Origin of the sequence: Streptomyces sp. NPDC088746 (genome assembly GCF_044751065.1) — a bacterium.
Classification (GTDB): domain Bacteria; phylum Actinomycetota; class Actinomycetes; order Streptomycetales; family Streptomycetaceae; genus Streptomyces.
The window spans coordinates 790,543-815,823 of record NZ_JBIVLA010000003.1 but is presented as its reverse complement, the minus strand read 5'-3'; the positions used below and the strand labels follow the sequence as shown (position 1 = coordinate 815,823).

The window sequence follows — 25,281 nt, the reverse complement described above, 5'->3', positions numbered from 1 at the left end:
CGGCCGCCATGCCCGAGTGCAGCGCGATCCAGCCGGTGTGGCGGCCCATGACCTCGACGATCAGCACCCGCTGGTGCGACTCCGCCGTGGTCTTCAGCCGGTCCAGCGCCTCGGTCGCGACGCCGACGGCCGTGTCGAAACCGAAGGTCACGTCGGTGGAGGCGATGTCGTTGTCGATGGTCTTCGGCACACCGACGATGGGCAGACCGGCCTCGGAGAGCAGATTGGCGGCCTTCAGCGTGCCCTCGCCGCCGATCGGGATGATCGCGTCCAGGCCGAGATCCGCGACATGGCCCTTCGCCCGCTCCACGCCGTCACGCAGATGCGCGGGCTGGACACGGGAGGAGCCGAGGATCGTGCCACCACGCGCGAGGATGCCGCCGACCGCGTCGAGGTCGAGCTTGCGGTAGTCGCACTCGAGGAGGCCCTTCCACCCGTCGTGGAAGCCGATGACCTCGTCGCCGTGGTCGACGACCGCGCGGTGTACGACGGAACGGATGACGGCGTTGAGGCCGGGGCAGTCGCCACCGGAGGTGAGCACACCAATTCGCATTGCCCGGGAAACCTTTGCAACGTGGGCCGACGCCGGACCACGTCGTCCGGTTGGATCCCCGCCACCCTACCGGCGCCGGGTGGCCGGACCGAACCCACTGTCCGACTGCTGGACGTCCACCGGATGTACACCGGCCCGGCACCCGCGGACCGGCCCCCGGAGGGGCCGGCCCGTACGGGCCGCGTCAGGCGGGCTGGGTCGCCGCGGCGATCCGCTCCGCGCGCAGCGCCTCGTACCACCGGTCGTCGCTCGGCGGCAGGGCGTTGACGTCCAGGGCCAGCTTCAGCAGCAGGTCCGCGATCAGCGGGTTCCGCGCCAGGACCGGCCCGTGCATGTACGTACCGAAGACGGTGTCGTTGTACGCGCCTTCCGTGCCGTCGCCCGTGCCGTTGCCCCGGCCGAGACGCACCCGGGCGAACGGGCGCGCCGAGGGACCGAGGTGGGTGATGCCCTGGTGGTTCTCGAAACCGGTCAGCGGCGGCAGCCCGAGGTTCGGGTCGATGTCGCCGAGCACGTCACCGACGCACCGGGCGCCCTCACCACGGGTCGAGACGACGTCGAGCAGCCCGAGGCCGGGCTCGCGCTCGCCGAGGTCGTTGATGAACTCGTGGCCGAGGATCTGGTAGCCCGCGCAGACCGAGAAGATGATCGCGCCGTTCGCCGCGGCCCTGTTCAGCCCGCCGTCACGGCGCAGCCGCTCCGAGGCGAGCCGCTGCGGCCGGTCCTCACCGCCGCCGATCAGATAGATGTCGCCCGACGTCGGGATGGGCTGGTCGCTGCGCACGTCCACGCGCGCCACGTCGAGGCCGCGCTGGCGGGCCCGGCGCTCCACCACCAGGGCGTTGCCCTGGTCGCCGTAGGTGCTGAGGAGGTCGGGGTAGACCCACACCAGCCGCAGGCTGTTGTTGCTCATGCTTCGTCCTCTCCGGGGGTTGCCCGCGCGGGGGTCAGTTGCCGACACGACGGCGCAGATCCTGGAAGGCGGTGTAGTTGGCGATGACCTCGATGCGGCCGGGCGGAGCCATCTGGACGGCCTCGTCCAGGGTCTCGCAGACACGGAAGTCCAGTCCGGCCACCTCGAGCCGGACCGCGAGGTCCAGCTTGCGGTCACCGAGCACGAAGATCGGGTGACCGTAGAGCTGGGTGTAGTCCACGTCCCACAGCCAGGAGGTGTCCGTACCGTCGGCGCCACGGGCGTTCACCGAGAGGATCACCGGGGTGGGCGGCGGGTCGATCAGGGAGAACGTCTCGAGCCAGCCCGCCGGGTTCTTCGCCAGCAGGAGCCGGAGCTCACGGCCGAGGAAGGTGACGACGTCGTAGCGGCCCGCCACGGCCTGCACCTGGTACATGCGCTCCAGGGCGACCTGCGGCGGTACGCCGAAGACCGCGGCCACGGCGGCCGAGCTCGTGGCGTTGGCCTTGTTGGCCCGGCCCGGCAGCTGGAGGTGGATCGGCCACGCGGAACCGTGCGGGTCCAGGACGTAGTCGCCGTTCAGCGCCCAGCTCGGGGCGGGGCGGCGGAAGCCGCACTCGCCGCAGAACCAGTCGTCACCGGGGCGCTGCATGACACCGCCGCAGGACGGGCAGGACCAGGCGTCGTCCTTCCACGCCTGCCCCGCCGCGACCCACACGACATTGGGGGAGGAGGAAGCGGCCCAGACGATCAGCGGGTCGTCGGCGTTGGCCACGATCACGGCCTTGGAGCCCGACAGGCCCTCACGCCACTGCTCCGCCATCATCCGGGTCTCCGCGGCGCGGTCCAGCTGGTCGCGCGAGAGGTTGAGCAGCGCGATCACCTTCGGCGTCGTGTCGCGTGCCACGCCGGCGAGGTACTTCTCGTCGACCTCGATCACGCCGTACCGCGCGTCCGAGCCTCCTGCCAGCGCGGAGGTGATCCCCGCGGGCATGTTGGCTCCGAGCGCGTTCGACACGACGGGACCGGCGGCCGTGAGCGCCTCCGCGATCAGCCGGGTGGTGGTCGTCTTGCCGTTCGTCGCGGACACGAGGATCACGTCCAGGTGCTGCGCCAGCCGCCCGAGCAGGTCGGGGTCGAGCTTGAGCGCCACCCGGCCGCCGATCACCGATCCGCTGCCGCGCCCCGCAGCGCGCGACACCGCCGCCGCGGCCTTGCCCGCCGTCACGGCGAGCTTGGCCCGCGGCGACAACGGCTCCGTGTTGCCTGCCATCGTCCTAGATCCTCCTTGCGTAAGTCCGCGCCCAGCCTATCGATGTCCGGCGCGGCGGCCGCACCTCGGCACCACGGGGAACGTGGAGGTCACGTGGAACGTACGCTTCTCCCCATGCGAAACCGCCCGATCCCCGGCAGTACCGGACGCGTTCGCGCCATGACTCTGCTCGGCGCCCCGGTGCTCCACAGTCCGTGCGACGACGTCACCGAATTCGGCCCGTCGCTCGCCCGGCTGGTGGAGGACATGTTCGCCACCATGTACGCCGCGAACGGTGTGGGGCTCGCCGCGAACCAGATCGGCTTCCCCCTCAAGGTGTTCGTCTTCGACTGTCCGGACGACGACGAGGTCCGGCATCTGGGCCACGTCGTCAATCCCGTACTCGTCGAGGCGGACGGCATCACCGTACGCGGACCGGAGGGGTGCCTCTCGCTTCCGGGGCTCGAAGCCGCCACCCCGCGTTTCGACCACGCGGTGGTCGAGGGCCGGACGGTGACGGGGGAGCCGGTGCGGATCGCCGGCACCGGCTGGTTCGCCCGCTGCCTGCAGCACGAGTGCGACCACCTCGAAGGCTCGGTCTACACGGACCGGCTGACGGGGCTGCGCCGGGCCAGGGCGCTGCGCGCGGCCCGGCGGGCGCCCTGGGCGCGTACGGCGGCCGACGGCTGAGCTCCCGGGGCCCGGGAGCGGCTCAGAACCCCTGGCCGCCGGGGAGGTCGCCGGCTTCGGCGAGCCTGCCCCAGAGCAGGTCGGCGAGGCTGCGTACCAGCTGCTCCCGCGAGCACGGCCGGTCGCCCAGCCACCAGTCGCCGGCCGCGTGCATCATGCCGACGATGCCGTGACCCCAGATGCGGGCCATCTGCTCGCTGTCCGGACCGAGATCGACCCGCTCCGCGATCACCTTCCCCAGCTCCTCGCCGAGGCGGCGCAGCAAAGGCGCGGAGTGCCGGCCGACGTCGAAGCCCTGCTCGGGCGAGGGAGCCGCGTCGTCGGACGGGTGCATCAGGAAGCGGTAGACCTGGGGGCGCGCCTCGATCGCCGCGAGGTAGGTGTCCAGGGTCGCCTCGACCCGTTCACGCCGCTCGGAGGGGGCGTCGAGCGCGGCCCGCAGGGCGCTCAGCAGCGCGTCGGTGTGGCGTTTGGCGAGCGCACGGTAGAGGCCGCCCTTGTCGCCGAAGTGCCGGTAGAGGATGGGCTTGGTGATCCCGGCCTCCGCGGCGATCGCGTTCATCGACGCCTTCGGGCCGTCCCTGAGCACCACTCGGTCCGCGGCTTCGAGCAGCTCCCGGCGGCGGCGTTCGGCCGCTGTCCGCTGCCGTTCGGCCCCTCTTGTGGTCTCCATGTCGTTTCTCCCGCCCCACCCAACTGTCCTGCGATCTCGTCACGCTCGGGCAACGTAACACCCTGCGTGTGCCGTGCGCGGATCCGCAGCTGGCTGGTTGACAGAGGCTACTTGCTGGTAACAGACTGTTGTTACCGCTAGTAACGGGTTTTCCTGAAGTGCATGGAGGGAACATGGCCGAGTTCACGCTCGAGCTCAACGACGACCAGAAGCAGGTCCGTGACTGGCTGCACGGATTCGCCGCCGAGGTGATCAGGCCGGCCGCTTCGGAGTGGGACGAGCGTGAGGAAACGCCCTGGCCCGTCATCCAGGAGGCCGCCAAGGTAGGCATCTACTCCCTCGACTTCTACGCCCAGCAGTTCTTCGACCCTACGGGCCTGGGCATCCCCATGGCCATGGAGGAGCTCTTCTGGGGTGACGCGGGTATCGCCCTGTCGATCGTCGGCACCGGCCTGGCGGCCGTCGGCGTCCTCGCCAACGGCACCGAGGAGCAGATCGGCACCTGGATCCCGCAGATGTACGGGGACGCCGACGACGTGAAGGTCGCCGCCTTCTGCTCCTCCGAGCCGGACGCCGGTTCCGACGTCGCCTCGATGCGCACCCGCGCGGTGTACGACGAGGCCAAGGACGAGTGGGTCCTCAACGGCACCAAGACCTGGGCGACCAACGGTGGCATCGCCAACGTGCATGTCGTCGTCGCCGTCGTCGACCCCGAACTGGGCTCGAAGGGCCACGCCTCCTTCATCGTCCCGCCGGCCACTCCCGGCCTCTCGCAGGGCCAGAAGTTCAAGAAGCACGGCATCCGCGCCTCGCACACGGCCGAGGTCGTCCTCGAGGACGTCCGCGTCCCCGGCCACTGCCTGCTCGGCGGCAAGGAGAAGCTCGACGAGCGCCTCGCCCGGGCCCGTGAGCGCGCCAGGTCCGGCGGCGAGCGCGTGAAGAACGCGGCGATGGCGACCTTCGAGGCGTCCCGCCCGGCCGTCGGAGCCATGGCCGTCGGCACCGCCCGCGCCGCCTACGAGGTCGCCCTCGACTACGCGAAGACACGGACCCAGTTCGGCCGCCCGATCATCGACAACCAGGGCATCGCCTTCCAGCTGGCGGACATGCGTACGCAGATCGACGCGGCCCGGCTGCTCGTCTGGCGCGCCTCCTGGATGGCGAGCGCCGGCAAGCCGTTCACCGCCGCCGAGGGCTCGATGTCGAAGCTCTACGCGAGCGAGACGGCGAAGACGGTCACCGCCCAGGCCGTGCAGATCCTCGGCGGCAACGGCTTCACCCGTGAGTACCCGGTCGAGCGCATGCACCGGGACGCCGCGATCTACACCATCTTCGAGGGCACGAGCGAGATCCAGCGCCTGGTCATCGCCCGCACCCTGTCGGGCATGCCGATCCGCTAGCCGGGATCGTTCGTGATCGGCCGCCGGCTCCCGCCGGCGGCCGATCCGTCGTTGCCCGTGGTTCTGCGGCGCATGCGACCTCACTCGACGGTCACCGTTGTCCGCCACGCGCCTGGGGGCATGCCGACCCGATGGACGATGTACGCCTTGGCGGTGCGGCCGGTGGCGGCCGGTCCGCCGAGCAGCGCGTCGCCCACGGTTTGCCGCTCCACGCTGCGCCGATACCCGCAAGGTATCGGCGTGGGGGAATGGGTCTTGGACAGTCGCGGGGCCCTGGCGGTGCACTGGGAGCATGACCGGAGAAGCGAAGTGCAGCGCATCGCAGGCCGACCCCGCCGTGTCGGTGGTGGGTCCCGACGACGGCGAAACGATCGTCCTGGGCACCAGGCGCATGCGCGTCCTCGAAGACGGCATCCATACCGGGCACCGCCTCGGCATGGTGATGAGCCGCTACGCGACCGAACCCGCCTGACCTGAACTCAGGCCCGACCGGCGCCGCCGGGGTGTCCCCACCGCTCGGCTTCCGGATCACTCAGATCATGGCTCGGGTCTTCTCCACGGGCTGCCACGCGAAACAACGGGTCACCTGCGACCGGTGACCACAGACGGGAATCATGAACATCGCGTACTGGATCGTCGCCGGACTGCTCGCCCTCTTCTACGTCTACGCAGGCGCGATGAAGGTTCTCCGCAGCCGAGAGCAACTCCGCCCGATGATGGCCTGGGTCGATCGCATACCCCTGCCCGCCGTGAGGGCGCTGGGGACGGTCGAGATACTGGGCGCGACCGGGCTGATCCTGCCGCCACTGACCGGCATCGCGCCCTGGCTGGCACTGGCCGCGGCCATCGGGTTTCTGCTCCTGCAGATCGCTGCCATCCCCGTCCACCTGACCGGCGAAGACCGCCGGATCGCACTCAACGTCGGGCTCGTCGCCACTGCGGGCGTGGTCATCTGGCTGGCCGTCACCTGGCTGTGACCGAGCGCGGCCCCGACCGATGGATGCGGCTGCGGGGCCGGACCGTGCGCCGGTCCGGCCCCGCGTGTCGTCCGTTGCGGCTACCGCGGCAGCTGCGCCTCGACGGCTGCCACGACCTCGGGCGCCTCCGGCTCGGTGCGGGGGCGGATCCGTGCGACCGGCTCACCGGCCGGGGAGATCAGGAACTTCTCGAAGTTCCACTGGACGTCCCCCGCCGTGCCCTCGGCGTCGTCGAACTTCGTCAGCTCCGCGTACAGCGGGTGCCGGTTCTCGCCGTTGACGTCGATCTTCTCCAGCAGCGGGAAGCTGACCCCGTAGGTCGTCGAGCAGAACGTCTGGATCTCCTCCGCGGTGCCCGGCTCCTGGCCCGCGAACTGGTTGCAGGGCACCCCGAGCACGGTGAAACCGCGGTCCCCGTACTCCTTCTGGAGCCTCTCCAGGCCGGCGTACTGCGGAGTGAGCCCGCACTGGGAAGCGACGTTCACCAGCAGGACCGCCGAACCCTTGTAGGCGCCAAGGGTGGTCGGCTCGCCGCTGAGCGTACGGAGCGGAATGTCGTGCAGCGTCATGGGATCTCCTCTGTGGCGTGGCGTCCCCCTCATTGTGACGGCCCCTGTGCGGGAGCCTCCCTCGGGTCCAGCGCCCGGTAGTAGAACGTGGTCGCCCTGAGCGTGCCGTACGGGTCCGCCGCGTAATCCGGTACGGAGCCGCAGGGCGTCCACCCCGCCGAGCGGTAGAGCCTCTCGGCGTCGCTTCCGGTCTCGGTGTCCAGGACCAGCAGTGTCAGCCCCTCGGCGGCGGCGGACCGCTCGACCGCGGTGAGCAGGGCCCGGCCGACTCCCCGGTTCCGGGCCGACGGCCTGACCACGAGCTTCGCGACCTCCGCGCGGTGGCGGGCGTTGGGCAGGGCCGCCTTGACCAGGCCGATCGTGCCCACCAGCCGCTCGTCGTCCCGGGCGATCCAGACCTGGTGGCTCCCCGCCTCGACGGCGGCGGCCCGCTCCCGCCACCAGACGGCGGCCGCCGCGCGGTCCAGCGGGGCGAGGAAACCGACGGAGGCCCCGCCCTCCACCGCCTCGATCAGCAGGGCGGCGAGCTCATCGGCGTACGTGATCAGCTCGGGGCCGGACACGGAGACGATCTCGGTCATGAAGCGGGTCCTTTCACATTCACGGCAGGACGATCATCAGTGCGTAGCGGACGCGTTGCGGGCCCGGACAGCGGAAGTGCGAGGGGCCGTGCAGCCGGAAGCGCAGGCAGTCGCCCTCGCGCACGGTGTGCGTGGTCCCGTCGACCGTGATCTCGACCGTGCCCTCCAGCACCCAGATGTGCTGCTCCACACCGGGCACCGGTGCGTTCTCGTACGAGAGCGACGCGCCGGCGTCGAGTGTGCCCTCGATGACCTCGGCGCGCAGACCGGGGTGCGGCGGCGAGACGGAGCGGCGCACGAACCCGGACGGCTGGTCCCGCCACACCGGCTGTCGTGCGGCCGGGACCAGCTGCGGCGGCTCCGTCTCCACCTCCATCAGCAGCCGGGACATCGTGCGCCCGTAGACCGTGCACAGCTGTCCGAGCACCGCGGTGGTGGGACTCAGCTCCCCGCGCTCCAGTCGCGACAGGGTCGAGCGGCTCACACCGGCTCGCCGGGACAGCTCGTCCAGCGACCAGCCGCGTTCGGTGCGGAGCGTGCCCAACCGTGCCGCGAGGCGGTCGTCGACGCTGTCGGTCGGCACCTCGGGCTCTCTCATATGCGGGAGCATATCTCTGTTCTGAGAAGAGTGCCGATCGAGTGATGCCGTGTCAGGCTGATAAACGGAACATAAGCCGCGAAGCGACTCGATCGAGCCGCTCATCGGCTGGGAGCCGAGGAGGCCGACATGGCTGGAAGTGCTAGCGGAACGAAGGCGGGGCACGACACCGCCGGTGGGCGCGGAGCCCAGTCCGGCTGGACCGTGTTCGCGGCGGTGATGATGATCTTCGGTGGGGCCATGGCCATCCTCGAGGGGATCGCCGCCATCGCCAAGGACGACCTGTTCGTCTCGACGCGCAACTACGTGTTCCAGTTCAGCCTCACGGGCTGGGGCTGGGTGCACCTCATCCTGGGGATCGTCGTCCTCCTCGCCGGCTTCGCGCTCTTCAGCGGAGCCTTGTGGGCGCGCGCCGTCGGTGTCCTGCTCGCCGGGCTCCTGGTGGTCGCACACTTCCTGTGGCTCCCCTACTACCCGTTCTGGTCCCTGGTGCTCATCGCCATCAACATCTTCGTCATCTGGGCGCTGTGCGTGGGTCCTCAGAAGAGCGTTCGAACCTGAGCGTGAGGACGTACGACACCACCACGGAGACGATCACGAGCGGCATGACCGTGACGCCCTCGGACCCCAGCAGCAGCGTGGCGAGCAGCACCGAGGTCATCGGCAGCCTGAGCATCGCCACGCACATGGCCCCGATCCCCATCGCGAAGCCCGAGGTGGCGTTCAGGCCCGGCAGGTGCGAGAGCGCCAGCCCGCCCGCCGCGCCGAGGAACATCGACGGGAAGATGGGGCCGCCCCTGAAGGCGCTCAGCGAGGTCGAGTACGCGAGCGCCTTGCAGATGATCAGCACGAGAAGCGTTCCCACCGTGTACGTGGCGTCCTCGGCGAGCAGGCCGCCGAGGGCGTCCTGGCCCGAGTACAGCACCTCGGACGCGTTCCGCCCCGTGCTTTCGGCGTAGAGGAGCGCGAGTACACCGACCGTCAGGCCCATCACCACGGCCGCGATCACCCGCCGCCGCTCGACCCGGCCCTGCAAGGCCAGGGCGAGTCTCCTGATGCCCGTGCCCACGAGTGCGGCCGCGACCCCGAGCGCGAGGGCCCAGCCGAACTCGGCGACGGTGGGCTGGGGGGCGTGAGGGACGTGGGGGAGGGCCAGGGAGTACGTGCCCAGGCCGGTCCACGAGCCCAGACCGATGAAGATGAGCGACCCGATGCCGGAGGCGAGCAGCCCCGGCACGAGCACCAGGCCGAGCATCATTCCTGCGAGGCCGGACGCCTCCATCAGCAGGAACGCGCCGAGGAGCGGCGACCCCAGGAGGGCGCTGACCGCTGCGAAGCTCCCCGCCGCCGCCACCATCGCGGCCGCGCTCGGCTGGATGCCCGGCTTCAGCAGGCGCGCCGCGCAGACGGCCAGCCCTCCGCCGAGCGCGATGAGCGGGGCCTCGGGCCCGAGCACGGCTCCCAGGCCCAGGGACGCCAGCGCGGCGAGCGCGATCCCCGGCAGCTCCGCGGCGGTCGGCGCCCCCGTGTTCACGAACCCTTCGGCCGGCTTGTGGCCGCCCGTTCCCGGCAGGTGACGGATGGCCAGCCCCGTCAGCAGGCCCGCCACGGCGAGCAGCGGGACCGGCCACCACGACGGCGTGCTCCCGAAGCCCAGCGCGTGGGGCAGATCCTTGTAGGTCAGGGACTGGAGCTCGTGGACGAGCGCCAGGAAGCCGAACGCCGCCGCGGAGATCGGGACTCCGAGGAGCGCCACCATGACCAGCAGTACGGCGTATCCCCGGGTGCGCACCACGGTGAGAGGATCCGGGTGTTCGGTCCCGGGCGCTGCCCCGGGTTCGGCCGACATCGGCATGGTCTCCTCAGCGTCGGGTCCCTGCCGGAACACGCTGTCCCGCCGGGATCCACACGGTGATACCACGATGTGGCGTTCTGTCCGTGATGTACCCGCTGTCCACGCCCGGCGATTCGGGCCTCCGCTACCGCGCGTCCGCCCCGGCGGCGGGAAGAGCGCCCGCCGCCACCGCGTCGACCAGCGCCTGGTGATCCCGCTCGTTCCGGTCGGCGTACAGCTCGGCGAACCTCGCCAGTGCCCGGTCGAACACGTCGCCGTGCCCCAGATAGGCCGCGATGGCTATCCGGTCACCGGATCGCGCGTGGGCACGGGCCAGGGTCGTCCCGCACAGCTCGCCGAAGGCGGCCATCCCGCGCGGCACCATCAGTTCCGGTTCGGCGACGCCCTTCCAGTCGCGCAGCTGGCGTACGTAGAAGTCACGGCGCCGCCCGTCGATCCCGTCCACCCGCTCCCAGCCGAGGAAGATGTCACCGGCCGCCTGCATCAGGCGCTGGCCGGCCACCACGCGCTCGCCCTGGTTCCGGTACGCGCTCGGCCCCGCGAACGGCGCGAGTACCGAGGTGCCGGCCTCCTTGGCCTGCAGGAGGAGCGGATCGCCGCCGTCCCGGCCGAGCAGGAGGATGACCCAGCAGCGGGTTCCGACACTGCCCACCCCGACGACCTTGCGGGCCATGTCCACCGGGCGGAAGTCGGCGAGCAGGGCCCGCCGGTCCGACGGGAGGCTGCGGCCGTAGCGTCGCAGGAGTTTCCGGAACTGCCGCTCCGTGACATCGCGCTCGGCGTCCTCCAACAGGTCCGCGACCGGTACGAGCAGCGGCGGATCCGCCGAGAGCCGGAGCCGTCCGCCGGACACCTCGGTCAGCTTCTCGAACGCTTGCAGGCTGTCCCGGGTGCGGGCCTTCGCGGTCGCTCTGGCCAGGCGCTCGCGGCCTCCGGCGGCCAGTTTCCCGGCGCCCACGGCCCGGAGCCGGCCCTCGTCGATCCGCGTGTACCAGACATCGAGGTTCCGCATGCCCGCGAACCGGATCATCGACTCCCGGTACGACCGCACCGTGGCCCGTACGATGCGCTTCCGCTCGCGGTCCGTGAACCCGTTGGCCCGCCCCGCGATGACGAAGCTGGCCGCGAGGCGCTTGACGTCCCACTCCCAGGGCCCGGGCAGCGTCTCGTCGAAGTCGTTGATGTCGAACAGCAGGTGGCGCTCCGGGGAGGCCAGCAGTCTGAAGTTCAGCAGGTGGGCGTCACCGCACAGCTGGGCCCTGATCCCGGAGACCGGGGACCCCGCGAGGTCGGATGCCATGACGGCCGCGGCGCCGCGGTAGAAGCGGAACGGCGACTCCGTCATCCGCCCGTAGCGGATCGGCACGAGCTCGGGGACGCGGGCCGCCGACTGCGCCTCCAGCACCGTCAGCGGATCGGGCCGGTCCGGCGGCGGGTCGAAAGTGCCATGGCTCGAACGCGGCACCCTCCCGCGGGCCGCCCTGCCGAGAGCGGCCCGCTCCTCAGGCGTCGCTCCCGGTACGGCACGGAGTGGTGAAACGGCTTTCCGGGGCATGTCGGCCCTCCTGGCGCGAGCGGGGCCCTGCGGCCCCGCTTCCCATCATCCCGGGCCGACGGGGTTCCGGCCGCTCGGAACAGCCACTCCTCAGGTCCGCCCGCCGTACCGGGACCGGCCCAGACCCACCCTTCGCCAGATCGCGCGCTGGCACCTGAGCGCGACCGTCCCCACCACGATGAGCACCGTGATGTTGACCAGGAGCTGAATGAGGGAGCCCCGCGCCTCGGACCAGCTGCCGAAGGCCGTGGAGACGCTGATGGCCGCGGCGGCCGGGATCGTCGTCACGGAGATGAACACCCCGAGCAGGGCGCTCGTACGGGCCTCGGTGAGCGACACGATGCCCACGACGCCGGCCAGGGCGGCGACGGCGACGGAGAAGAAGTTCGGGGTGTTGATCAGATCGGACACCGGCCGCAGCCCCAGGTCGAAAGCCCTCGACTGCAGGCCGAATCCGCGGATGAGCAGGCTGAAGAGGAAAGTGACCGCGATCGTCAGCAGAAGGCCCGCGCACAGGGCGGACAGCCCCTTGCGCACCGTGGCCCGGTCCCCCCGGTCGAAGCCCAGCGCCACGGCGACGATCGCTCCGTACTCGGGACCGACGACCATCGCCCCGACGATCAGGATCTGGGAATTGGTGACGATACCGACCGAGCCGATGAGCCCCGCGACGACCAGGTACAGGTAGAAACTCGGCGCGTACCTGCCCTCGGACCTGATGCGCGCCTCCACCTGGTCCCAGACCGGAGCGTTCGCCAGCGCGCCGAGCCGGCGCGACGCACCCTCCGAGGCCCGTCCGGAGAACGCCATGTCGACCGGCTCGATGACGACGGAGCCCCGCAGGTCGATCTGGAGGTCCCGCAGGCCGCGCAGGACGTCGTTCGCCGCCCCTGTCAGCACGTCGCACGCGACGGAGTCACCGTCGGGGTTGCGCGCGGCGCCCCGCTGCACGATCAGGTTGAGGACGTAAGGATTGCCGCCCAGGAACTCCTCGGCCCGCCCGGTCAGGTCCGGCGGGCTGACGGCACGGACATGGATCATGTCCACTCGGCGCCTCCGCCCGGGCGGGAGGGCGGCCCGCCTGGGGCTGACGGGTAGTGGCATACGCGGGGGTATGCCGGATATCGGACGGTCATGGACCGATACCCTCCCATAGCGGCGCACGGTCTGGTGGGCGACCTGCAGACAGGCGCGCTGATCTCGTCGCAGGGGGCCGTCGACTGGTTCGCCGCCCGCGCTTCGACTCCCGGGCATCTTCGCCGCGCTGCTCGACCACGACCACGCCGACCGCTTCCGGCTGTCGCCCGAGGACCCCGAGAGCTCCCGCAAGCACCTCTACCACCCGGACACCGCCGTGCTGGTCACACGCTTCATGTCACCGAAGGCGTCGACGAAACGCTCGACCGGCAGCGGGACTGACCGTCAGTCCTTCGCGTCGTCCCACTCATTGCCGAGCAGCGGGCTGTCGAACGTGCGCAGCACGGCCATGAGCGCCGCACCCAGCCGCAGGTCGTACCCGGGCGCGTGCAGGTGCACCGTGTCTCCCTTCGACCTGAACTCCAGCGCGGCCCGCCCGCCCGCACGCCAGACGATGCGGCGGGGCCCCCGCGCCGCGTCACCGTCGCCGCTGAGCAGACTCGCCACGATGACCAACGTCTGCAGCGGGGAGAGCAGCCACCACACGCACCACCAGAGGATCCGGCCCTTGAAGCCCACCGCCTGCTGGCCGCCCGTCGGGGTCACCGTCCAGCGGGTACGCAGCCCCCTGCCCCGCAGCGCCTTCTCACGGACGACCGTGCCGACCAGCTCACCCCGCGCCCCGAGCACCTGGTAGGCCGCGACACCGCTCCCGGCGGACACCGTCACCAGGGTGGCCAGCCGCTCCCGGCGCTGCTCGTCCGCCCACAGGACGAAGGAGCGTGCACCGCTGCCCCGTGCCGCCCGGTAGGCGGGTATCCCGCCCGGGGGCAGTTCGCGCTCCACGTACGCCACCACGCTCTCCGGTGCCGGGCCGTCCGCGCACAGCACCTGGTGCCCCACCGGAGCGGCGCCGCTCCCGGCCGCCCCCTCGCCCCGTGGCGCGGGCACCATCCTCAGTACGCTGCTCACCGCTGTGCCCCTCCGTGGTGTGTCACACCGGCCTGAGAGGATCCGTACGTGGAACCCCCCGAGCCCTGTCCCGAACTCTTCCCCGGACCGAAGCCGGACGCCGGCCGTCGCGAAGGCCGGCGCCCGGTGAGGTGCGCCCTCTGCGGGCGGCCCCTCACCGGAGCGGAATCACGCCGCACCGGCCTGGGCCCCTCCTGCGACGCCAAGCTGCACCCGGCGGGCCCGGACATCCGGACCCGCCGCCACGAGGTCGACCAGGACCCGCTGCCCGGCACCTGACCGACCCCGTACGCAGGGTCTACGCGCCGTCGAGACGGCGGAACAGCCCCTCCTGCACCACGGACACCAGCAGCTGCCCCTGACGGTCGTAGATCCGCCCCCTTGCCAGTCCGCGGCCACCCGTGGCGATCGGCGACTCCTGGTCGTACAGGAACCACTCGTCCGCCCGGAACGGCCGGTGGAACCACATGGCGTGGTCCAGCGACGCCATGTCGAAGCCGCGCGGTCCCCACAGCGGCTCGACCGGGATCCGTACGGCGTCCAGCAGCGTCATGTCGCTCGCGTACGTCAGTGCGCACGTGTGCACGAGCGGGTCGTCGCCCAGGGGGCCGACCGCGCGCATCCACACCGCGCTGCGCGGGTCCGCGTCCCTGACCTCGTCCCGTGTCCAGCGCAGCCGGTCGACATAGCGGATGTCGAAGGGCTGGCGGCGGGCCATCCGCTCCAGCGCCTCCGGCAGACCGCCCAGGTGCTCGCGCACCTCGTCGGCGACCGTCGGCAGCTCGTCCGGACCGGGCACGACGCGGGCCGGCGGCAGCTGGTGCTCGAAACCGGCCTCCTCCGGGCGGTGGAAGGACGCCGTCAGATTGAAGATCGTCCGGCCCTGCTGCACGGCCGTGACCCGGCGCGTGGTGAAGGACCGGCCGTCCCGCACCCGCTCCACGTCGTAGACGATCGGCACGCCGGGACGGCCCGGACGCAGGAAGTAGGCGTGCAGCGAGTGGACGGGGCGGTCCCCGTCGGTCGTGCGGCCGGCCGCGACCAGCGCCTGGCCCGCGACCTGCCCGCCGAAGACCCGTTGCAGGGACTCGTCGGGGCTGCGGCCACGGAAGATGTTGACCTCGATCCGCTCCAGGTCGAGCAGATCGACCAGGCTGTCGGCGGGGTTCGTCATGCGGTTCTTCTCCACTCTCCTGGCCGGCGCGCCGTCACAGCTGGCCCACGGCCGTGACCCGGACGACCGCCCGGCCCTCCTCGTCGGAGGCCGCGAGATCGACCTCCGCACGAATTCCCCAGTCGTGGTCCCCTGCCGGGTCGGCGAAGGCCTGCCACACCCGCCAGAGACCGTGCTCCTGGTCCTCGTCGATCTTCAGCAGCTTCGGGCCGCGCGCGTCCGGGCCCGTCCCCAGCTCCTCGTGCGCTTCCCAGTAGTCGTCCATCGCCTCGCCCCAGGCGTCCTCGTCCCAGCCCGAGTCGGCGTCCAGCTCGCCCAGGTCGCGGACCCGGTCCAGCGCGGCCAGCTCGACCCGGCGGAACATCGCGTTGCGCACCAGCACACGGAAGGCACGGGCGTTGGCCGTCACCGGCTTGGCCTCGTCGGCCCGCTCCTGCGCCTGCTCGGCGGTCTCCACCTCCGGGTTGGCCAGCTGCTCCCACTCGTCCAGCAGGCTGGAGTCCACCTGGCGTACCATCTCGCCCAGCCAGGCGATCAGGTCCTCCAGGTCCTCGGACTTCAGGTCGTCGGGGATGGTGTGCTCAAGGGCCTTGTACGCGCTCGCCAGGTACCGCAGGACGATGCCCTCGGTACGGGCCAGCTCGTAGTTCGAGGTGAACTCCGTGAAGGTCATGGCCCGTTCGTACATGTCGCGGATCACCGACTTCGGCGACACGGGGTGGTCGCCGACCCACGGGTGGCTCGTGCGGTAGACGTCGTACGCGTGCCAGAGCAGCTCGCTCAGCGGCTTGGGGTACGTGACCTCCTGGAGCAGCTCCATCCGCTCCTCGTACTCGACACCGTCCGCCTTCATCCGCCCGATGGCCTCGCCCCGCGCCTTGTTCTGCTGCGCGGCCAGGATCTGCCTCGGGTCGTCCAGCGTCGACTCGACGACGGAGACCATGTCCAGGGCGTACGAGGGCGATTCGGCGTCCAGCAGGTCGAAGGCGGCCAGCGCGAAGGTGGACAGCGGCTGGTTGAGCGCGAAGTCCTGCTGGAGATCGACGGTGAGCCGTACGATCCTGCCCTCGGCGTCGGGTGTGCCGAGCTGCTCCACCACACCGCCGTCGAGCAGCGAGCGGTAGATCGCGATGGCCCGGCGGATGTGCCTCAGCTGTGCCTTGCGCGGCTCGTGGTTGTCCTCGAGCAGATGACGCATCGCCTCGAAGGCGTTGCCCGGGCGGGCGATCACCGAGAGCAGCATCGTGTGCGTGACCCGGAAGCGGGAGGTCAGCGGCTCCGGCTCGGACTGGATCAGCTTGTCGAACGTGGTCTCCGACCAGGCGACGAAACCCTCGGGGGCCTTCTTGCGGACAACCTTGCGCTTCTTCTTGGGGTCGTCGCCCGCCTTCTTGACGGCCTTCTCGTTCTCGATGACGTGCTCGGGGGCCTGCGCGACGACGAAGCCCGCCGTGTCGAACCCGGCCCGGCCGGCGCGGCCCGCGATCTGGTGGAACTCACGGGCGCGCAGTGTGCGCACCCGGGTGCCGTCGTACTTGGTGAGGGCGGTGAAGAGCACCGTGCGGATGGGCACGTTGACGCCGACGCCGAGCGTGTCCGTGCCGCAGATGACCTTCAGCAGGCCCGCCTGCGCGAGCTTCTCGACGAGTCGGCGGTACTTGGGGAGCATGCCCGCGTGGTGCACCCCGATGCCGTGGCGCACGTAGCGGGAGAGGTTCTGGCCGAACTTGGTGGTGAAGCGGAAGTTGCCGATCAGGTCGGCGATCTTCTCCTTCTCCTCCTTCGTGCACATGTTGATGCTCATCAGCGACTGCGCCCGCTCCACCGCGGCGGCCTGCGTGAAGTGCACGATGTAGACGGGCGACTGCCGGGTGTCCAGGAGCTCCGTGAGCGTCTCCGTGATCGGCGTCAGGCGGTACTCGTAGCTCAGCGGAACCGGCCGGGTCGCGGAGCGCACCACGGACGTCGGGCGGCCGGTCCGGCGGGTCAGGTCCTCCTCGAACATCTTGACGTCGCCGAGGGTGGCCGACATCAGGACGAACTGGGCCTGCGGAAGCTCCAGGATCGGGATCTGCCACGCCCAGCCGCGGTCCTGCTCCGCGTAGAAGTGGAACTCGTCCATCACGACCTGGCCGATGTCGGCGTACTTGCCGTCACGCAGCGCGATCGACGCGAGCACCTCGGCGGTGCAGCAGATGACCGGGGCGTCGGCATTGACCGAGGCGTCCCCGGTCAGCATGCCGACGTTCTCCGTGCCGAAGAGCTTGCACAGGTCGAAGAACTTCTCCGAGACCAGTGCCTTGATGGGCGCGGTGTAGAAGGTGACCTTGTCCTGGGCCAGCGCCGTGAAGTGCGCACCCGCCGCGACCAGGCTCTTTCCGGACCCCGTGGGGGTGGAGAGGATCACGTTGGCCCCGGAGACCACCTCGATCAGCGCCTCCTCCTGAGCCGGATAGAGGGTGATGCCCTGCGATTCGGTCCATGACGAGAAGGCCTCGAAGAGGGCGTCCGGGTCTGCGGTCGGGGGCAGCTGATCGATAAGGGTCACGCCCCCATCTTGCATGCCTCCGGCCCGGATGAGGGAACCGGAGGATCCGGCGAAGATCACGGACGATACGCTTCCCACTCAACTCGGCTGCCGCACACAGACGATGGCGGCCCGGCCTGGGCACACGGCCGAACCACGATGGGGGCGGGAACAGCCATGATGGGACCGGCACACTCTCTGTCAGGGGCAGCGGCCTGGCTGGGGGTGGGTGCCGCGGCCGCCGCCATGGGCCACACGATGCCCTGGCCCGTCCTGGTCGTGGGGGCCCTGATCACCGCCGGCGCCGCGCTCGCCCCGGACCTCGACCACAAGTCGGCCACCATCTCCCGGGCCTTCGGACCGATCTCCAAGGGCGTCTGCGAGATAGTCGACAAACTCTCGTACTCCGTCTACAAAGCGACCCGGGGCCCCGGCGACCCGCGCAGGAACGGCGGCCACCGCACCCTCACCCACACCTGGCTCTGGGCGGTGCTGATCGGCGCCGGAGCCTCGGCCGCCGCCGTCTTCGGCGGCCGGTGGGCGGTCCTGGGCCTCCTCTTCGTCCATCTCGTGCTCGCCGTGGAAGGCCTGCTGTGGCGTGCGGCCAGGGTCTCCAGCGACGTCCTCGTCTGGCTGCTGGGCGCGACCAGCGCCTGGATCCTCGCGGGAGTGCTCGACCAGCCGGGCAACGGCTCGGACTGGCTGTTCAACGCGCCCGGCCAGGAGTACCTCTGGCTCGGACTCCCGATCGTGCTCGGTGCCCTCGTCCATGACATCGGCGACGCCCTGACCGTCTCGGGCTGCCCGATCCTGTGGCCGATACCGCTGGACCGTAAGCGCTGGTATCCGCTCGGGCCGCCGAAGGCCATGCGGTTCCGGGCCGGCAGCTGGGTGGAGCTCAAGGTGCTGATGCCCCTCTTCATGATCCTCGGGGGAGTGGGCGGCGCGGCGGCGCTCAACGTCATCTGAAGCCCTTTCCGCCGGGCGCCGAGCCCGCCGCCGTAGCACCATGGCGGCATGCTGCTCGCCAGGCTCGCCCATGTGTCGCTGGAGGTCGCCGCGACGTCGGCCCGTACCCGGAAGACGGCCCTGCTGGCCGGACTCTTCCGGGAGGCGGGGCCGGACGACGTCCCGGTCGTCATCCCCTACCTCGCCGGGCGCCTCCCGCAGGGCCGGCTCGGTATCGGCTGGAGCGCCCTGCGCGACGACGTCACGCCCGCCGACACGCCCACCCTGACCGTCACGGAGACCGACGCGGAGCTGACGGCCATCGGAGCCCTCGGCGGCCCTGGCTCGCAGGCAGCCCGCAAGGAACGCCTCACCGGCCTCCTCGCTGCCGCCACCGCCGACGAACAACGCTTCCTGCGCGCACTGCTCACCGGTGAGGTGCGGCAGGGCGCGCTGGACGCCGTAGCCGTCGACGCCCTGGCCGACGCCGCCGGAGCACCGCCCGCCGACGTGCGGCGCGCCGTCATGCTCGCCGGGTCGCTCGGACCCGTCGCCCGTACGCTGCTCGCGGAGGGGCCCGGGGGCCTCGCGTCCTTCCGGCTCACCGTCGGCCGGCCCGTCCAGCCCATGCTCGCGCACACCGCCCGCTCGGTGACCGAAGCGATCGACCGGCTGGGGTCCTGCGCCGTCGAGGAGAAGCTGGACGGCATCCGCGTGCAGGTGCACCGCGACGGCGAGCGGGTCGGCGTCTACACCCGCACCCTCGACGACATCACCGACCGGCTCCCCGAACTCGCGGCGGCGGTGACCGGATTCCCCGCGGGCCGGTTCATCCTCGACGGCGAGGCGATCGCCCTCGGTGAGGACGGGAGGCCCCGGCCGTTCCAGGAGACCGCCGGCCGGGTCGGCTCCCGGCGTGACGTCGCCACCGCCGCGGGCGCCGTCCCTGTGGTCCCCGTCTTCTTCGACGTGCTGTCCGTCGACGGCCGCGAGCTCCTCGACCTCCCCTTCGCCGAACGCCACCGGGAACTGGCAGGGCTGGTCCCCGAGCCGATGCGCGTACGCCGCGTCGTCGTGGAGGACCCGGCGGACGAGACGCAGCGCGAGGCGGCCGTGGCGTTCTCCGAGGCCACACTGGCCCGCGGCCACGAGGGCGTCGTCGTCAAGGGCGACACCGCGGCGTACAGCGCCGGCCGCAGGGGCGCTTCCTGGCTCAAGGTGAAACCCGTGCACACCCTGGACCTCGTGGTGCTCGCCGCCGAATGGGGCCACGGGCGACGCACCGGGAAGCTCTCCAACCTGCACCTGGGGGCGCGCCGGGAGGACGGCACGTTCGCGATGCTGGGCAAGACCTTCAAGGGGCTCACGGACACCGTGCTCACGTGGCAGACCGAACGGCTCCAAGAGCTGGCCACCGGCGACGACGGGCACGTGGTGACGGTGCGCCCGGAACTGGTCGTGGAGATCGCCTACGACGGACTCCAGGCCTCCACCCGCTACCCGGCGGGCGTCACCCTGCGGTTCGCCCGTGTCCTGCGCTACCGCGAGGACAAGCGGGCCGAGGAGGCGGACACCGTCGACACGGTGCTCTCCCGCCGGACATGACACCGGCCCCGCCCCGCGGCGGGGACGGGGGCCGGGCGGGCGGTTCAGCCGCGGACGTCGGCGCCGGCCGTGTGCGCGCGGATCTCGTCCGGCGTGAGATACGCGTCCGTGTACTCGAAGTCGCGCAGGGTGGCCTGCTTCCGGGCCTGGAACCCCGTCCGCACGAAGTCGTCACCGGCGATCGCGTTGAGCAGCCAGTTGGTCATGACGCGCGTCTTCGCGACATTCGTCCGCAGTGCCGCCCAGTGGTAGCCGCGCGCCGCGGCCTGGGCCGGCAGGCCCTTCAGCTCGATACCCAGCGGTTTGGACACCGCGTCCCGGCCACCGAGGTCCACGACCAGCCCGAGGTCCTTGTGGACGTACGGCTGCAACGGGCGGCCACGCAGCGACGCGATGATGTTGTCCGCGAGCTTGCGGCCCTGGCGCATGGCGTGCTGAGCGGTGGGCGGGCAGATCGCCCCGTCGCCCTTGGCCAGGTCCGGCACCGCCGCCGCGTCGCCGAGCGCGAACACGCCGTCGCTGCCGGGCAGCGTCATCTCCGGCGTCACGGCGAGCCGGCCGCGCACCGTCTCGGCGTCGAGCGTGGCGACGAGCGGACTCGCCGCGACGCCCGCGGTCCAGATCAGCGTGCGGCAGGGGAGCACCCGGCCGTCCGTGAACGTCACCTTGTCCGGCCCGGCCTCGGCCACGGAGACACCGAGCGAGACCTCGATCCCGCGCTTGCGCAGGATCTCCAGGGCACTGAGACCGAGCTTGTCACCGAGCTCCGGCATGAGCTTCGGCGCGATGTCGATCAGATGCCACTTGATCAGCTTCGGGTCCAGCCTGGGGTAGTGCTTGACGGCGTTGGTGGTGAGCAGCTGCAGACACGCGGCCGTCTCCGTGCCCGCGTACCCGCCGCCCACCACCACGAACTGCAGCCGGGACGCCCTCTCCTCCTCGTCGTGACTGGCATCGGCCAGATCGAGCTGGGAGATGACGTGATCCCGGATGTAGGCGGCCTCGGCCAGGGTCTTCATGCCCCGGGCGTTCTCGACCAGCCCCGGGATGTCGAAGGTCCGGGTGACGCTGCCCGCGGCCAGCACGATGTAGTCGTACGGCTCGTTCACGATCTCGTCCGTGATCTTGCGGACGACACAGACTTTCGCCTTCGTGTCCACCCCGATGGCCCCGCCCGGCACGATCCGGGTGCGGTGACGCCGGCTGCGGCGCAGTGAGACGGCGACCGACTGGGGGGTGAGCACCCCGGAGGCGACCTGAGGGAGCAACGGCAGGTAGAGCTGGTACGAGAACGGGGTGACGAGCGCGATGTCCGCCTCGCCGGGCGCGAGGGTGCGCTCCAGCCGGCGCACGCACTCGACCCCGGCAAAGCCGGCGCCGACAACGAGAATCCTGGGTCGTGCCACGGTGTGCGTCCCTTCTCGGGTTTACGCGGTCATCGCTCGCCTGCCCCGTATCCGAGGCCAGTCACTCCCTCATCCTTACCGGAGGGGACCGAGTTCGCCTCTTGTGCGGCGGGGCCCTGCCGCCGGGACGGTGACGCGCGGCAGGACCCGGCCGGGACGCCGACGGCCGCCCGTGGCTCAGCCGTGCCAGGAGCGCCACAGCGACGCGTACGCACCCTCCGCGGCCACCAGCTCGTCATGGCTGCCCAGTTCGCTGATCCGGCCGTCCTCGACCACCGCGATCACATCCGCGTCGTGCGCGGTGTGCAGCCGGTGCGCGATCGCCACCACCGTACGGCCGTCCAGGACCTGCGCCAGCGACCGCTCCAGGTGCCGGGCCGCCCGCGGGTCCAGCAGCGACGTCGCCTCGTCCAGCACCAGCGTGTGCGGGTCCGCCAGGACGAGGCGGGCCAGAGCGATCTGCTGCGCCTGAGCCGGGGTGAGGGCCAGGCCGCCCGAGCCGACCTCCGTGTCCAGACCCGCGTCGAGAGCCTTCGCCCAGCCGTCCGCGTCCACCGCGGCGAGCGACGCCCACAGCTCCGCGTCCTCGGCGCCCGTACGGGCGAGCAGGAGGTTGTCCCGGAGCGAGCCCACGAACACGTGGTGCTCCTGGTTGACGAGAGCCACATGGGTCCGTACCCGCTCGGCCGTCATCCGGGACAGTTCGGCACCGCCCAGCGAGACCGAACCCGCCCGGGGCGCGTAGATCCCCGCCAGCAGCCTCCCCAGCGTGGACTTGCCCGCACCCGACGGACCGACCAGCGCCAGCCGCGTACCCGGGGCGACGTCCAGGGACACCTCGTGCAGGACGTCCACGCCCGCGCGGTAACCGAAGTGCACCTCCTGGGCCTTCACCTCCCGGCCGTCCGGCCCGACGAGATCGTCACCGGCGTCGGGCTCGATCTCCCGTACGCCGACGAGCCTGGCCAGCGACACCTGGGCGACCTGCAGCTCGTCGTACCAGCGCAGGATCAGACCGATCGGGTCCACCATCATCTGCGCCAGCAGCGCCCCCGTCGTCAGCTGACCGACGGTGAGCCAGCCCTCGATCACGAACCAGCCGCCGAGCATCAGCACCGCGCCGAGAATCGTCACGTACGTGGTGTTGATGACCGGGAAGAGCACCGAACGCAGGAACAGGGTGTACCGCTCCCACGCTGTCCACTCCGCGACCCGCCGGTCCGACAGCGCGACCCTGCGCGACCCCAGCCGGTGGGACTCGACGGTCCGCCCGGCGTCCACGGTCTCGGCGAGGGCGGACGCGACCGCCGCGTACCCGGCCGCCTCCGAGCGGTATGCCGAAGGCGCACGCCGGAAGTACCAGCGGCAGCCGACGACCAGCACCGGAAGCGCGATCAGGGCGGCGAGCGCCAGGGGCGGGGCGGTGACGGTCAGCGCGCCGAGCAGCAGCCCCGCCCAGACGACCCCGATCGCCAGCTGCGGCACGGCCTCCCGCATCGCGTTGGCGAGCCGGTCGACGTCGGTGGTGATCCTGGACAGCAGATCACCCGTACCGGCCCGTTCAAGGACACCGGGAGGCAGACCCACCGAGCGTACGAGGAAGTCCTCGCGCAGATCGGCCAGCATCTCCTCACCGAGGATCGCCCCGCGCAGCCGCATCGCCCGCGTGAAGACGGTCTGCACGACCAGCGCCAGGGCGAACACCGCGGCGGTGCGCTCCAGATGGAGGTCGGTGACACCGTTCGACAGGTCCTCGACGAGCCCGCCGAGCAGGTAGGGCCCGGTGATCGACGCGATCACCGCGACCGCGTTGGCGCCGATCAGCACCGCGAACGGTCTGCGGTGGCGCCGCAGCAGGGCACGTACATACGTCCGTACCGTCGTCGGCGTACCGACCGGCAGGGTCGTCGCCGACTGCGGTGCCGCCGGGTCGTACTCCGGTGTGGCCAGGCCGATCATGCCGTCTCCTCGATTTCCTCGGCCGCCAGGGCCGGCCGGAGGCCGCCGGTCGCGGCGATCCCGTCCCGCGCAGCGGCCTCGTCGTCGGTCTCACGGGTCACGACCGCGCGGTACCGGTGGTCGTCCCGCAGCAGTTCGCGGTGCGTCCCCGCCGCGACGACCGTGCCCCCGTGCAGGAGCACGACGCGGTCGGCGACGTCCAGCAGCAGCGGTGACGAGGCGAACGCCACCGTCGTACGGCCCCGGCGCAGCAGCTCGACACCGGCGGCGACCCTGGCCTCCGTATGGGAGTCCACGGCGGACGTCGGCTCGTCGAGCACGAGTGCCTCGGGATCGGTGACCAGCGACCGGGCCAGGGCCAGCCGCTGCCGCTGGCCGCCGGACAGGGACCTGCCGCGCTCGGTGATCCGGGTGTTCATCGGGTCTCCGTCCGCGTCGACGGACGCCTGCGCCAGCGCGTCCAGCACGTCACCGCACCGGGCGGCGTCGAGCGCGTCCTCGGCCGACACGCCGCCCGAGGACGGGACGTCCAGCAGCTCCCGCAGCGTCCCGGAGAGCAGCACGGGGTCCTTGTCCTGCACCAGCACCGCGGCGCGTGCCGTGTCGAGCGGCAGCTCGTCCAGCGGCACACCGCCGAGCAGCACCGAGGGGACCGGCCCGGAAGCGTCGTCGTCCGGCTCGGTGTGGCCGCCGAGCCGCTCCGCCAGCCGCCCCGCCTCGTCGGGATCGCCGCAGACCACAGCGGTGAACAGGCCCTGCGGTGCCATCAGTCCGGTCACCGGGTCGTACAGATCGCCCTGGGGAGCAGTGGTGTCCGCCGTCGGGGGACGGGTGGTGCGACGCAGGGACAGCACCCGGACAGCGCGCTGCGCGGACGGCCGCGAGAAGGAGTACGCCATGGCGATCTCCTCCACGTTGCGCAGAGGGAAGAGCATCAGGGTCGCCGCGCTGTACACGGTGACCAGCTGGCCGACGTCGATCCGGCCGTCCCGGGCCAGCGCCGCGCCGTACCAGACGAGCGAGATCAGCAGAACTCCCGGCAGGAACACCTGGATCGCCGAGATGAGCGCCCACATCCGCGCACTGCGGACGGCCGCCTCGCGGACCTCCTGGGACGCACGCCGGTAGCGGTCGAGGAACAGCTCCTCGCCGCCGATACCGCGCAGCACCCGCAGCCCGGCGACCGTGTCGGAGGCCAGCTCCGTGGCCCGGCCCGCCTTCTCACGCTGGAGATCCGCCCGGCGGGTGGCCCGGGGGAGCAGCGGAAGTACCGTCAGTGCGAGGACCGGGGTGGCGATCGCGACCAGCACACCGAGCGAGGGCAGGTAGAGGACCAGCCCGACGCAGATCAGCACGAGCGCGGTCGCAGCCGCCAGGAAGCGCGACAGCGCCTCGACGAACCATCCGATCTTCTCGACGTCGCCGGTGGACACGGCGACCACTTCTCCGGCCGCCACCCTCCGGGTCAGCGCCGAGCCGAGCTCGGCGGTTCGGCGCGCCAGGAGCTGCTGAACCCGCGCCGCGGCGGTGATCCAGTTGGTGACCGCCGTCCGGTGGAGCATGGTGTCGCCGAGGGCGATGAGGACGCCCAGGACGGTGAGGAGGACGCCGGCCCTCGCGAGGTCCCGGCCGGAACGGTCGATGACGGCCTCCACCGCCAGGCCGACGGCGAGCGGGAGGCCCGCGATCGCGCAGTGGTGGAGCAGTCCCCAGGCGAGGGACTTGAGCTGGCCCGCGAGCTGGTTTCGCCCGAGCCAGAAGAGGAAACGGGGGCCTGACCTTACATCGGGATCGCCGGGATCCGAGTACGGAAGATCGCGAATCTGCATGACGTCCCAAGGATCGGAAGCGGAGATCCGTGGAGGATCTCGTGGAACAGTGGGGGACCAAACCGTGCAAGGTTCGCTTCCTGACCCCGCCCGGGGCAACCGATTATT

The 25,281-nt window shown here is 71.4% G+C and carries 24 protein-coding genes and 1 pseudogene; 8 read left to right on the top strand and 17 right to left on the bottom strand.

The window, feature by feature from the left end:
• The 3 genes from ACIP63_RS18030 to ACIP63_RS18020 all read right to left on the bottom strand — a co-directional run.
• The coding region (locus ACIP63_RS18030; protein WP_401516633.1) for an ATP-dependent 6-phosphofructokinase at positions 1 to 553 on the bottom strand (553 nt) is incomplete at its 3' end.
• 184 nt (positions 554 to 737) lie between these two features.
• The gene (locus ACIP63_RS18025; RefSeq protein ID WP_356714945.1) at positions 738 to 1,466 is read right to left on the bottom strand and encodes a glutamine amidotransferase; all 729 of its coding nucleotides are present in this window, start codon (positions 1,464 to 1,466) and stop codon (positions 738 to 740) included.
• Positions 1,467 to 1,500: 34 nt separating this feature from the next.
• Positions 1,501 to 2,739, bottom strand: coding sequence for a MurT ligase domain-containing protein (locus tag ACIP63_RS18020; protein ID WP_401516631.1), 1,239 nt, complete (start codon positions 2,737 to 2,739; stop codon positions 1,501 to 1,503).
• A gap of 114 nt (positions 2,740 to 2,853) precedes the next feature.
• On the opposite strand from ACIP63_RS18020, the gene def reads away from it, so the two are divergent.
• Positions 2,854 to 3,408 carry a peptide deformylase gene (gene def / locus ACIP63_RS18015; protein WP_401516629.1) on the top strand — a complete coding sequence of 185 codons (555 nt, stop codon included), beginning with the start codon at positions 2,854 to 2,856 and terminating at the stop codon, positions 3,406 to 3,408.
• A 22-nt stretch (positions 3,409 to 3,430) separates the two neighbouring features.
• Here the strand turns inward: def and ACIP63_RS18010 are convergent, their stop codons facing one another.
• Positions 3,431 to 4,081 carry a TetR family transcriptional regulator gene (locus ACIP63_RS18010; protein ID WP_401516627.1) on the bottom strand — a complete coding sequence of 217 codons (651 nt, stop codon included), beginning with the start codon at positions 4,079 to 4,081 and terminating at the stop codon, positions 3,431 to 3,433.
• A gap of 173 nt (positions 4,082 to 4,254) precedes the next feature.
• Here ACIP63_RS18010 and ACIP63_RS18005 point away from each other — a divergent pair, with 173 nt between their 5' ends.
• Positions 4,255 to 5,481, top strand: a complete 1,227-nt coding sequence (locus ACIP63_RS18005) for an acyl-CoA dehydrogenase family protein (protein WP_329226239.1) — start codon at positions 4,255 to 4,257, stop codon at positions 5,479 to 5,481.
• 80 nt (positions 5,482 to 5,561) lie between these two features.
• Here the strand turns inward: ACIP63_RS18005 and ACIP63_RS18000 are convergent, their stop codons facing one another.
• On the bottom strand, positions 5,562 to 5,693 hold the full coding sequence (locus ACIP63_RS18000; protein ID WP_401516625.1) for a hypothetical protein: 132 nt from the start codon (positions 5,691 to 5,693) through the stop codon (positions 5,562 to 5,564).
• Positions 5,694 to 5,773: 80 nt separating this feature from the next.
• Between ACIP63_RS18000 and ACIP63_RS17995 the strand changes: the two are divergent.
• Both ACIP63_RS17995 and ACIP63_RS17990 read left to right on the top strand, forming a co-directional pair.
• Positions 5,774 to 5,929 (top strand): annotated as a pseudogene (locus ACIP63_RS17995) (cupin domain-containing protein); the annotation flags it as partial.
• Positions 5,930 to 6,095: 166 nt separating this feature from the next.
• Complete coding sequence (locus tag ACIP63_RS17990; protein ID WP_401516623.1) at positions 6,096 to 6,458, top strand: DoxX family protein; 363 nt, start codon at positions 6,096 to 6,098, stop codon at positions 6,456 to 6,458.
• An 80-nt stretch (positions 6,459 to 6,538) separates the two neighbouring features.
• Here the strand turns inward: ACIP63_RS17990 and ACIP63_RS17985 are convergent, their stop codons facing one another.
• From ACIP63_RS17985 to ACIP63_RS17975, 3 genes are read right to left on the bottom strand one after another with little or no spacing between them, the layout of a single operon-like run.
• Positions 6,539 to 7,027 (bottom strand): glutathione peroxidase, encoded by a 489-nt coding sequence (locus tag ACIP63_RS17985; protein ID WP_401516622.1) that lies wholly within the window; start codon positions 7,025 to 7,027, stop codon positions 6,539 to 6,541.
• 29 nt (positions 7,028 to 7,056) lie between these two features.
• Positions 7,057 to 7,608, bottom strand: a complete 552-nt coding sequence (locus tag ACIP63_RS17980; RefSeq protein WP_401516620.1) for a GNAT family N-acetyltransferase — start codon at positions 7,606 to 7,608, stop codon at positions 7,057 to 7,059.
• 19 nt (positions 7,609 to 7,627) lie between these two features.
• Entirely contained in the window at positions 7,628 to 8,206 is a 579-nt protein-coding gene (locus ACIP63_RS17975) for a helix-turn-helix domain-containing protein (RefSeq protein ID WP_401516618.1), read from the bottom strand.
• A 129-nt stretch (positions 8,207 to 8,335) separates the two neighbouring features.
• On the opposite strand from ACIP63_RS17975, the gene ACIP63_RS17970 reads away from it, so the two are divergent.
• Positions 8,336 to 8,767: a hypothetical protein gene (locus tag ACIP63_RS17970; RefSeq protein WP_401516616.1), complete on the top strand. Its 432-nt coding sequence runs from the start codon at positions 8,336 to 8,338 to the stop codon at positions 8,765 to 8,767.
• On the opposite strand, the gene ACIP63_RS17965 is transcribed toward ACIP63_RS17970, so the two are convergent.
• From ACIP63_RS17965 to ACIP63_RS17950, 4 genes are all read right to left on the bottom strand, one after another.
• Positions 8,721 to 10,055: a chloride channel protein gene (locus tag ACIP63_RS17965; RefSeq protein WP_401516614.1), complete on the bottom strand. Its 1,335-nt coding sequence runs from the start codon at positions 10,053 to 10,055 to the stop codon at positions 8,721 to 8,723. The two genes, ACIP63_RS17970 and ACIP63_RS17965, sit on opposite strands and share 47 nt — an antisense overlap.
• Before the next feature lie 130 nt (positions 10,056 to 10,185).
• Positions 10,186 to 11,616: a DUF2252 domain-containing protein gene (locus ACIP63_RS17960; protein ID WP_401516613.1), complete on the bottom strand. Its 1,431-nt coding sequence runs from the start codon at positions 11,614 to 11,616 to the stop codon at positions 10,186 to 10,188.
• 90 nt (positions 11,617 to 11,706) lie between these two features.
• Positions 11,707 to 12,663, bottom strand: a complete 957-nt coding sequence (locus tag ACIP63_RS17955) for a DUF389 domain-containing protein (protein WP_401516611.1) — start codon at positions 12,661 to 12,663, stop codon at positions 11,707 to 11,709.
• A 375-nt stretch (positions 12,664 to 13,038) separates the two neighbouring features.
• Positions 13,039 to 13,725 carry a hypothetical protein gene (locus ACIP63_RS17950; RefSeq protein WP_401516609.1) on the bottom strand — a complete coding sequence of 229 codons (687 nt, stop codon included), beginning with the start codon at positions 13,723 to 13,725 and terminating at the stop codon, positions 13,039 to 13,041.
• Between the two features lie 48 nt (positions 13,726 to 13,773).
• On the opposite strand from ACIP63_RS17950, the gene ACIP63_RS17945 reads away from it, so the two are divergent.
• Positions 13,774 to 14,004 (top strand): DUF6011 domain-containing protein, encoded by a 231-nt coding sequence (locus ACIP63_RS17945; RefSeq protein ID WP_401516608.1) that lies wholly within the window; start codon positions 13,774 to 13,776, stop codon positions 14,002 to 14,004.
• A gap of 19 nt (positions 14,005 to 14,023) precedes the next feature.
• Here ACIP63_RS17945 and ACIP63_RS17940 read toward each other — a convergent pair whose 3' ends face one another.
• Entirely contained in the window at positions 14,024 to 14,899 is an 876-nt protein-coding gene (locus ACIP63_RS17940) for an acyl-CoA thioesterase II (RefSeq protein WP_362927736.1), read from the bottom strand.
• 34 nt (positions 14,900 to 14,933) lie between these two features.
• Positions 14,934 to 17,447: a DEAD/DEAH box helicase gene (locus tag ACIP63_RS17935; RefSeq protein WP_401516606.1), complete on the bottom strand. Its 2,514-nt coding sequence runs from the start codon at positions 17,445 to 17,447 to the stop codon at positions 14,934 to 14,936.
• A 156-nt stretch (positions 17,448 to 17,603) separates the two neighbouring features.
• Here ACIP63_RS17935 and ACIP63_RS17930 point away from each other — a divergent pair, with 156 nt between their 5' ends.
• Both ACIP63_RS17930 and ACIP63_RS17925 read left to right on the top strand, forming a co-directional pair.
• Positions 17,604 to 18,395 (top strand): metal-dependent hydrolase, encoded by a 792-nt coding sequence (locus ACIP63_RS17930; RefSeq protein WP_401516605.1) that lies wholly within the window; start codon positions 17,604 to 17,606, stop codon positions 18,393 to 18,395.
• A 48-nt stretch (positions 18,396 to 18,443) separates the two neighbouring features.
• The gene (locus tag ACIP63_RS17925; protein WP_401516603.1) at positions 18,444 to 19,979 is read left to right on the top strand and encodes an ATP-dependent DNA ligase; all 1,536 of its coding nucleotides are present in this window, start codon (positions 18,444 to 18,446) and stop codon (positions 19,977 to 19,979) included.
• A gap of 44 nt (positions 19,980 to 20,023) precedes the next feature.
• On the opposite strand, the gene ACIP63_RS17920 is transcribed toward ACIP63_RS17925, so the two are convergent.
• From ACIP63_RS17920 to ACIP63_RS17910, 3 genes are all read right to left on the bottom strand, one after another.
• On the bottom strand, positions 20,024 to 21,385 hold the full coding sequence (locus ACIP63_RS17920) for an NAD(P)/FAD-dependent oxidoreductase (protein ID WP_401516602.1): 1,362 nt from the start codon (positions 21,383 to 21,385) through the stop codon (positions 20,024 to 20,026).
• A 177-nt stretch (positions 21,386 to 21,562) separates the two neighbouring features.
• Entirely contained in the window at positions 21,563 to 23,344 is a 1,782-nt protein-coding gene (locus tag ACIP63_RS17915) for an ABC transporter ATP-binding protein (RefSeq protein ID WP_401516600.1), read from the bottom strand.
• The gene (locus tag ACIP63_RS17910) at positions 23,341 to 25,173 is read right to left on the bottom strand and encodes an ABC transporter transmembrane domain-containing protein (RefSeq protein ID WP_401516598.1); all 1,833 of its coding nucleotides are present in this window, start codon (positions 25,171 to 25,173) and stop codon (positions 23,341 to 23,343) included. The genes ACIP63_RS17915 and ACIP63_RS17910 overlap by 4 nt, the downstream gene beginning before the upstream one ends.
• Between the last annotated feature and the right edge of the window lie 108 nt (positions 25,174 to 25,281).

Bases quoted from the DNA above. Each gene is read 5' to 3' on its own strand.
- def (WP_401516629.1), top strand. From the start codon at position 2,854: ATGCGAAACCGCCCGATCCCCGGCAGTACCGGACGCGTTCGCGCCATG.
- ACIP63_RS17960 (WP_401516613.1), bottom strand. From the start codon at position 11,616: ATGCCCCGGAAAGCCGTTTCACCACTCCGTGCCGTACCGGGAGCGACG.
- ACIP63_RS17910 (WP_401516598.1), bottom strand. From the start codon at position 25,173: ATGCAGATTCGCGATCTTCCGTACTCGGATCCCGGCGATCCCGATGTA.
- ACIP63_RS17980 (WP_401516620.1), bottom strand. From the start codon at position 7,608: ATGACCGAGATCGTCTCCGTGTCCGGCCCCGAGCTGATCACGTACGCC.
- ACIP63_RS18025 (WP_356714945.1), bottom strand. From the start codon at position 1,466: ATGAGCAACAACAGCCTGCGGCTGGTGTGGGTCTACCCCGACCTCCTC.
- ACIP63_RS17970 (WP_401516616.1), top strand. From the start codon at position 8,336: ATGGCTGGAAGTGCTAGCGGAACGAAGGCGGGGCACGACACCGCCGGT.
- ACIP63_RS18020 (WP_401516631.1), bottom strand. From the start codon at position 2,739: ATGGCAGGCAACACGGAGCCGTTGTCGCCGCGGGCCAAGCTCGCCGTG.
- ACIP63_RS18010 (WP_401516627.1), bottom strand. From the start codon at position 4,081: ATGGAGACCACAAGAGGGGCCGAACGGCAGCGGACAGCGGCCGAACGC.
- ACIP63_RS17975 (WP_401516618.1), bottom strand. From the start codon at position 8,206: ATGAGAGAGCCCGAGGTGCCGACCGACAGCGTCGACGACCGCCTCGCG.
- ACIP63_RS17985 (WP_401516622.1), bottom strand. From the start codon at position 7,027: ATGACGCTGCACGACATTCCGCTCCGTACGCTCAGCGGCGAGCCGACC.
- ACIP63_RS17940 (WP_362927736.1), bottom strand. From the start codon at position 14,899: ATGACGAACCCCGCCGACAGCCTGGTCGATCTGCTCGACCTGGAGCGG.
- ACIP63_RS17930 (WP_401516605.1), top strand. From the start codon at position 17,604: ATGATGGGACCGGCACACTCTCTGTCAGGGGCAGCGGCCTGGCTGGGG.
- ACIP63_RS17990 (WP_401516623.1), top strand. From the start codon at position 6,096: ATGAACATCGCGTACTGGATCGTCGCCGGACTGCTCGCCCTCTTCTAC.
- ACIP63_RS18005 (WP_329226239.1), top strand. From the start codon at position 4,255: ATGGCCGAGTTCACGCTCGAGCTCAACGACGACCAGAAGCAGGTCCGT.
- ACIP63_RS17915 (WP_401516600.1), bottom strand. From the start codon at position 23,344: ATGATCGGCCTGGCCACACCGGAGTACGACCCGGCGGCACCGCAGTCG.
- ACIP63_RS17925 (WP_401516603.1), top strand. From the start codon at position 18,444: ATGCTGCTCGCCAGGCTCGCCCATGTGTCGCTGGAGGTCGCCGCGACG.
- ACIP63_RS17965 (WP_401516614.1), bottom strand. From the start codon at position 10,055: ATGTCGGCCGAACCCGGGGCAGCGCCCGGGACCGAACACCCGGATCCT.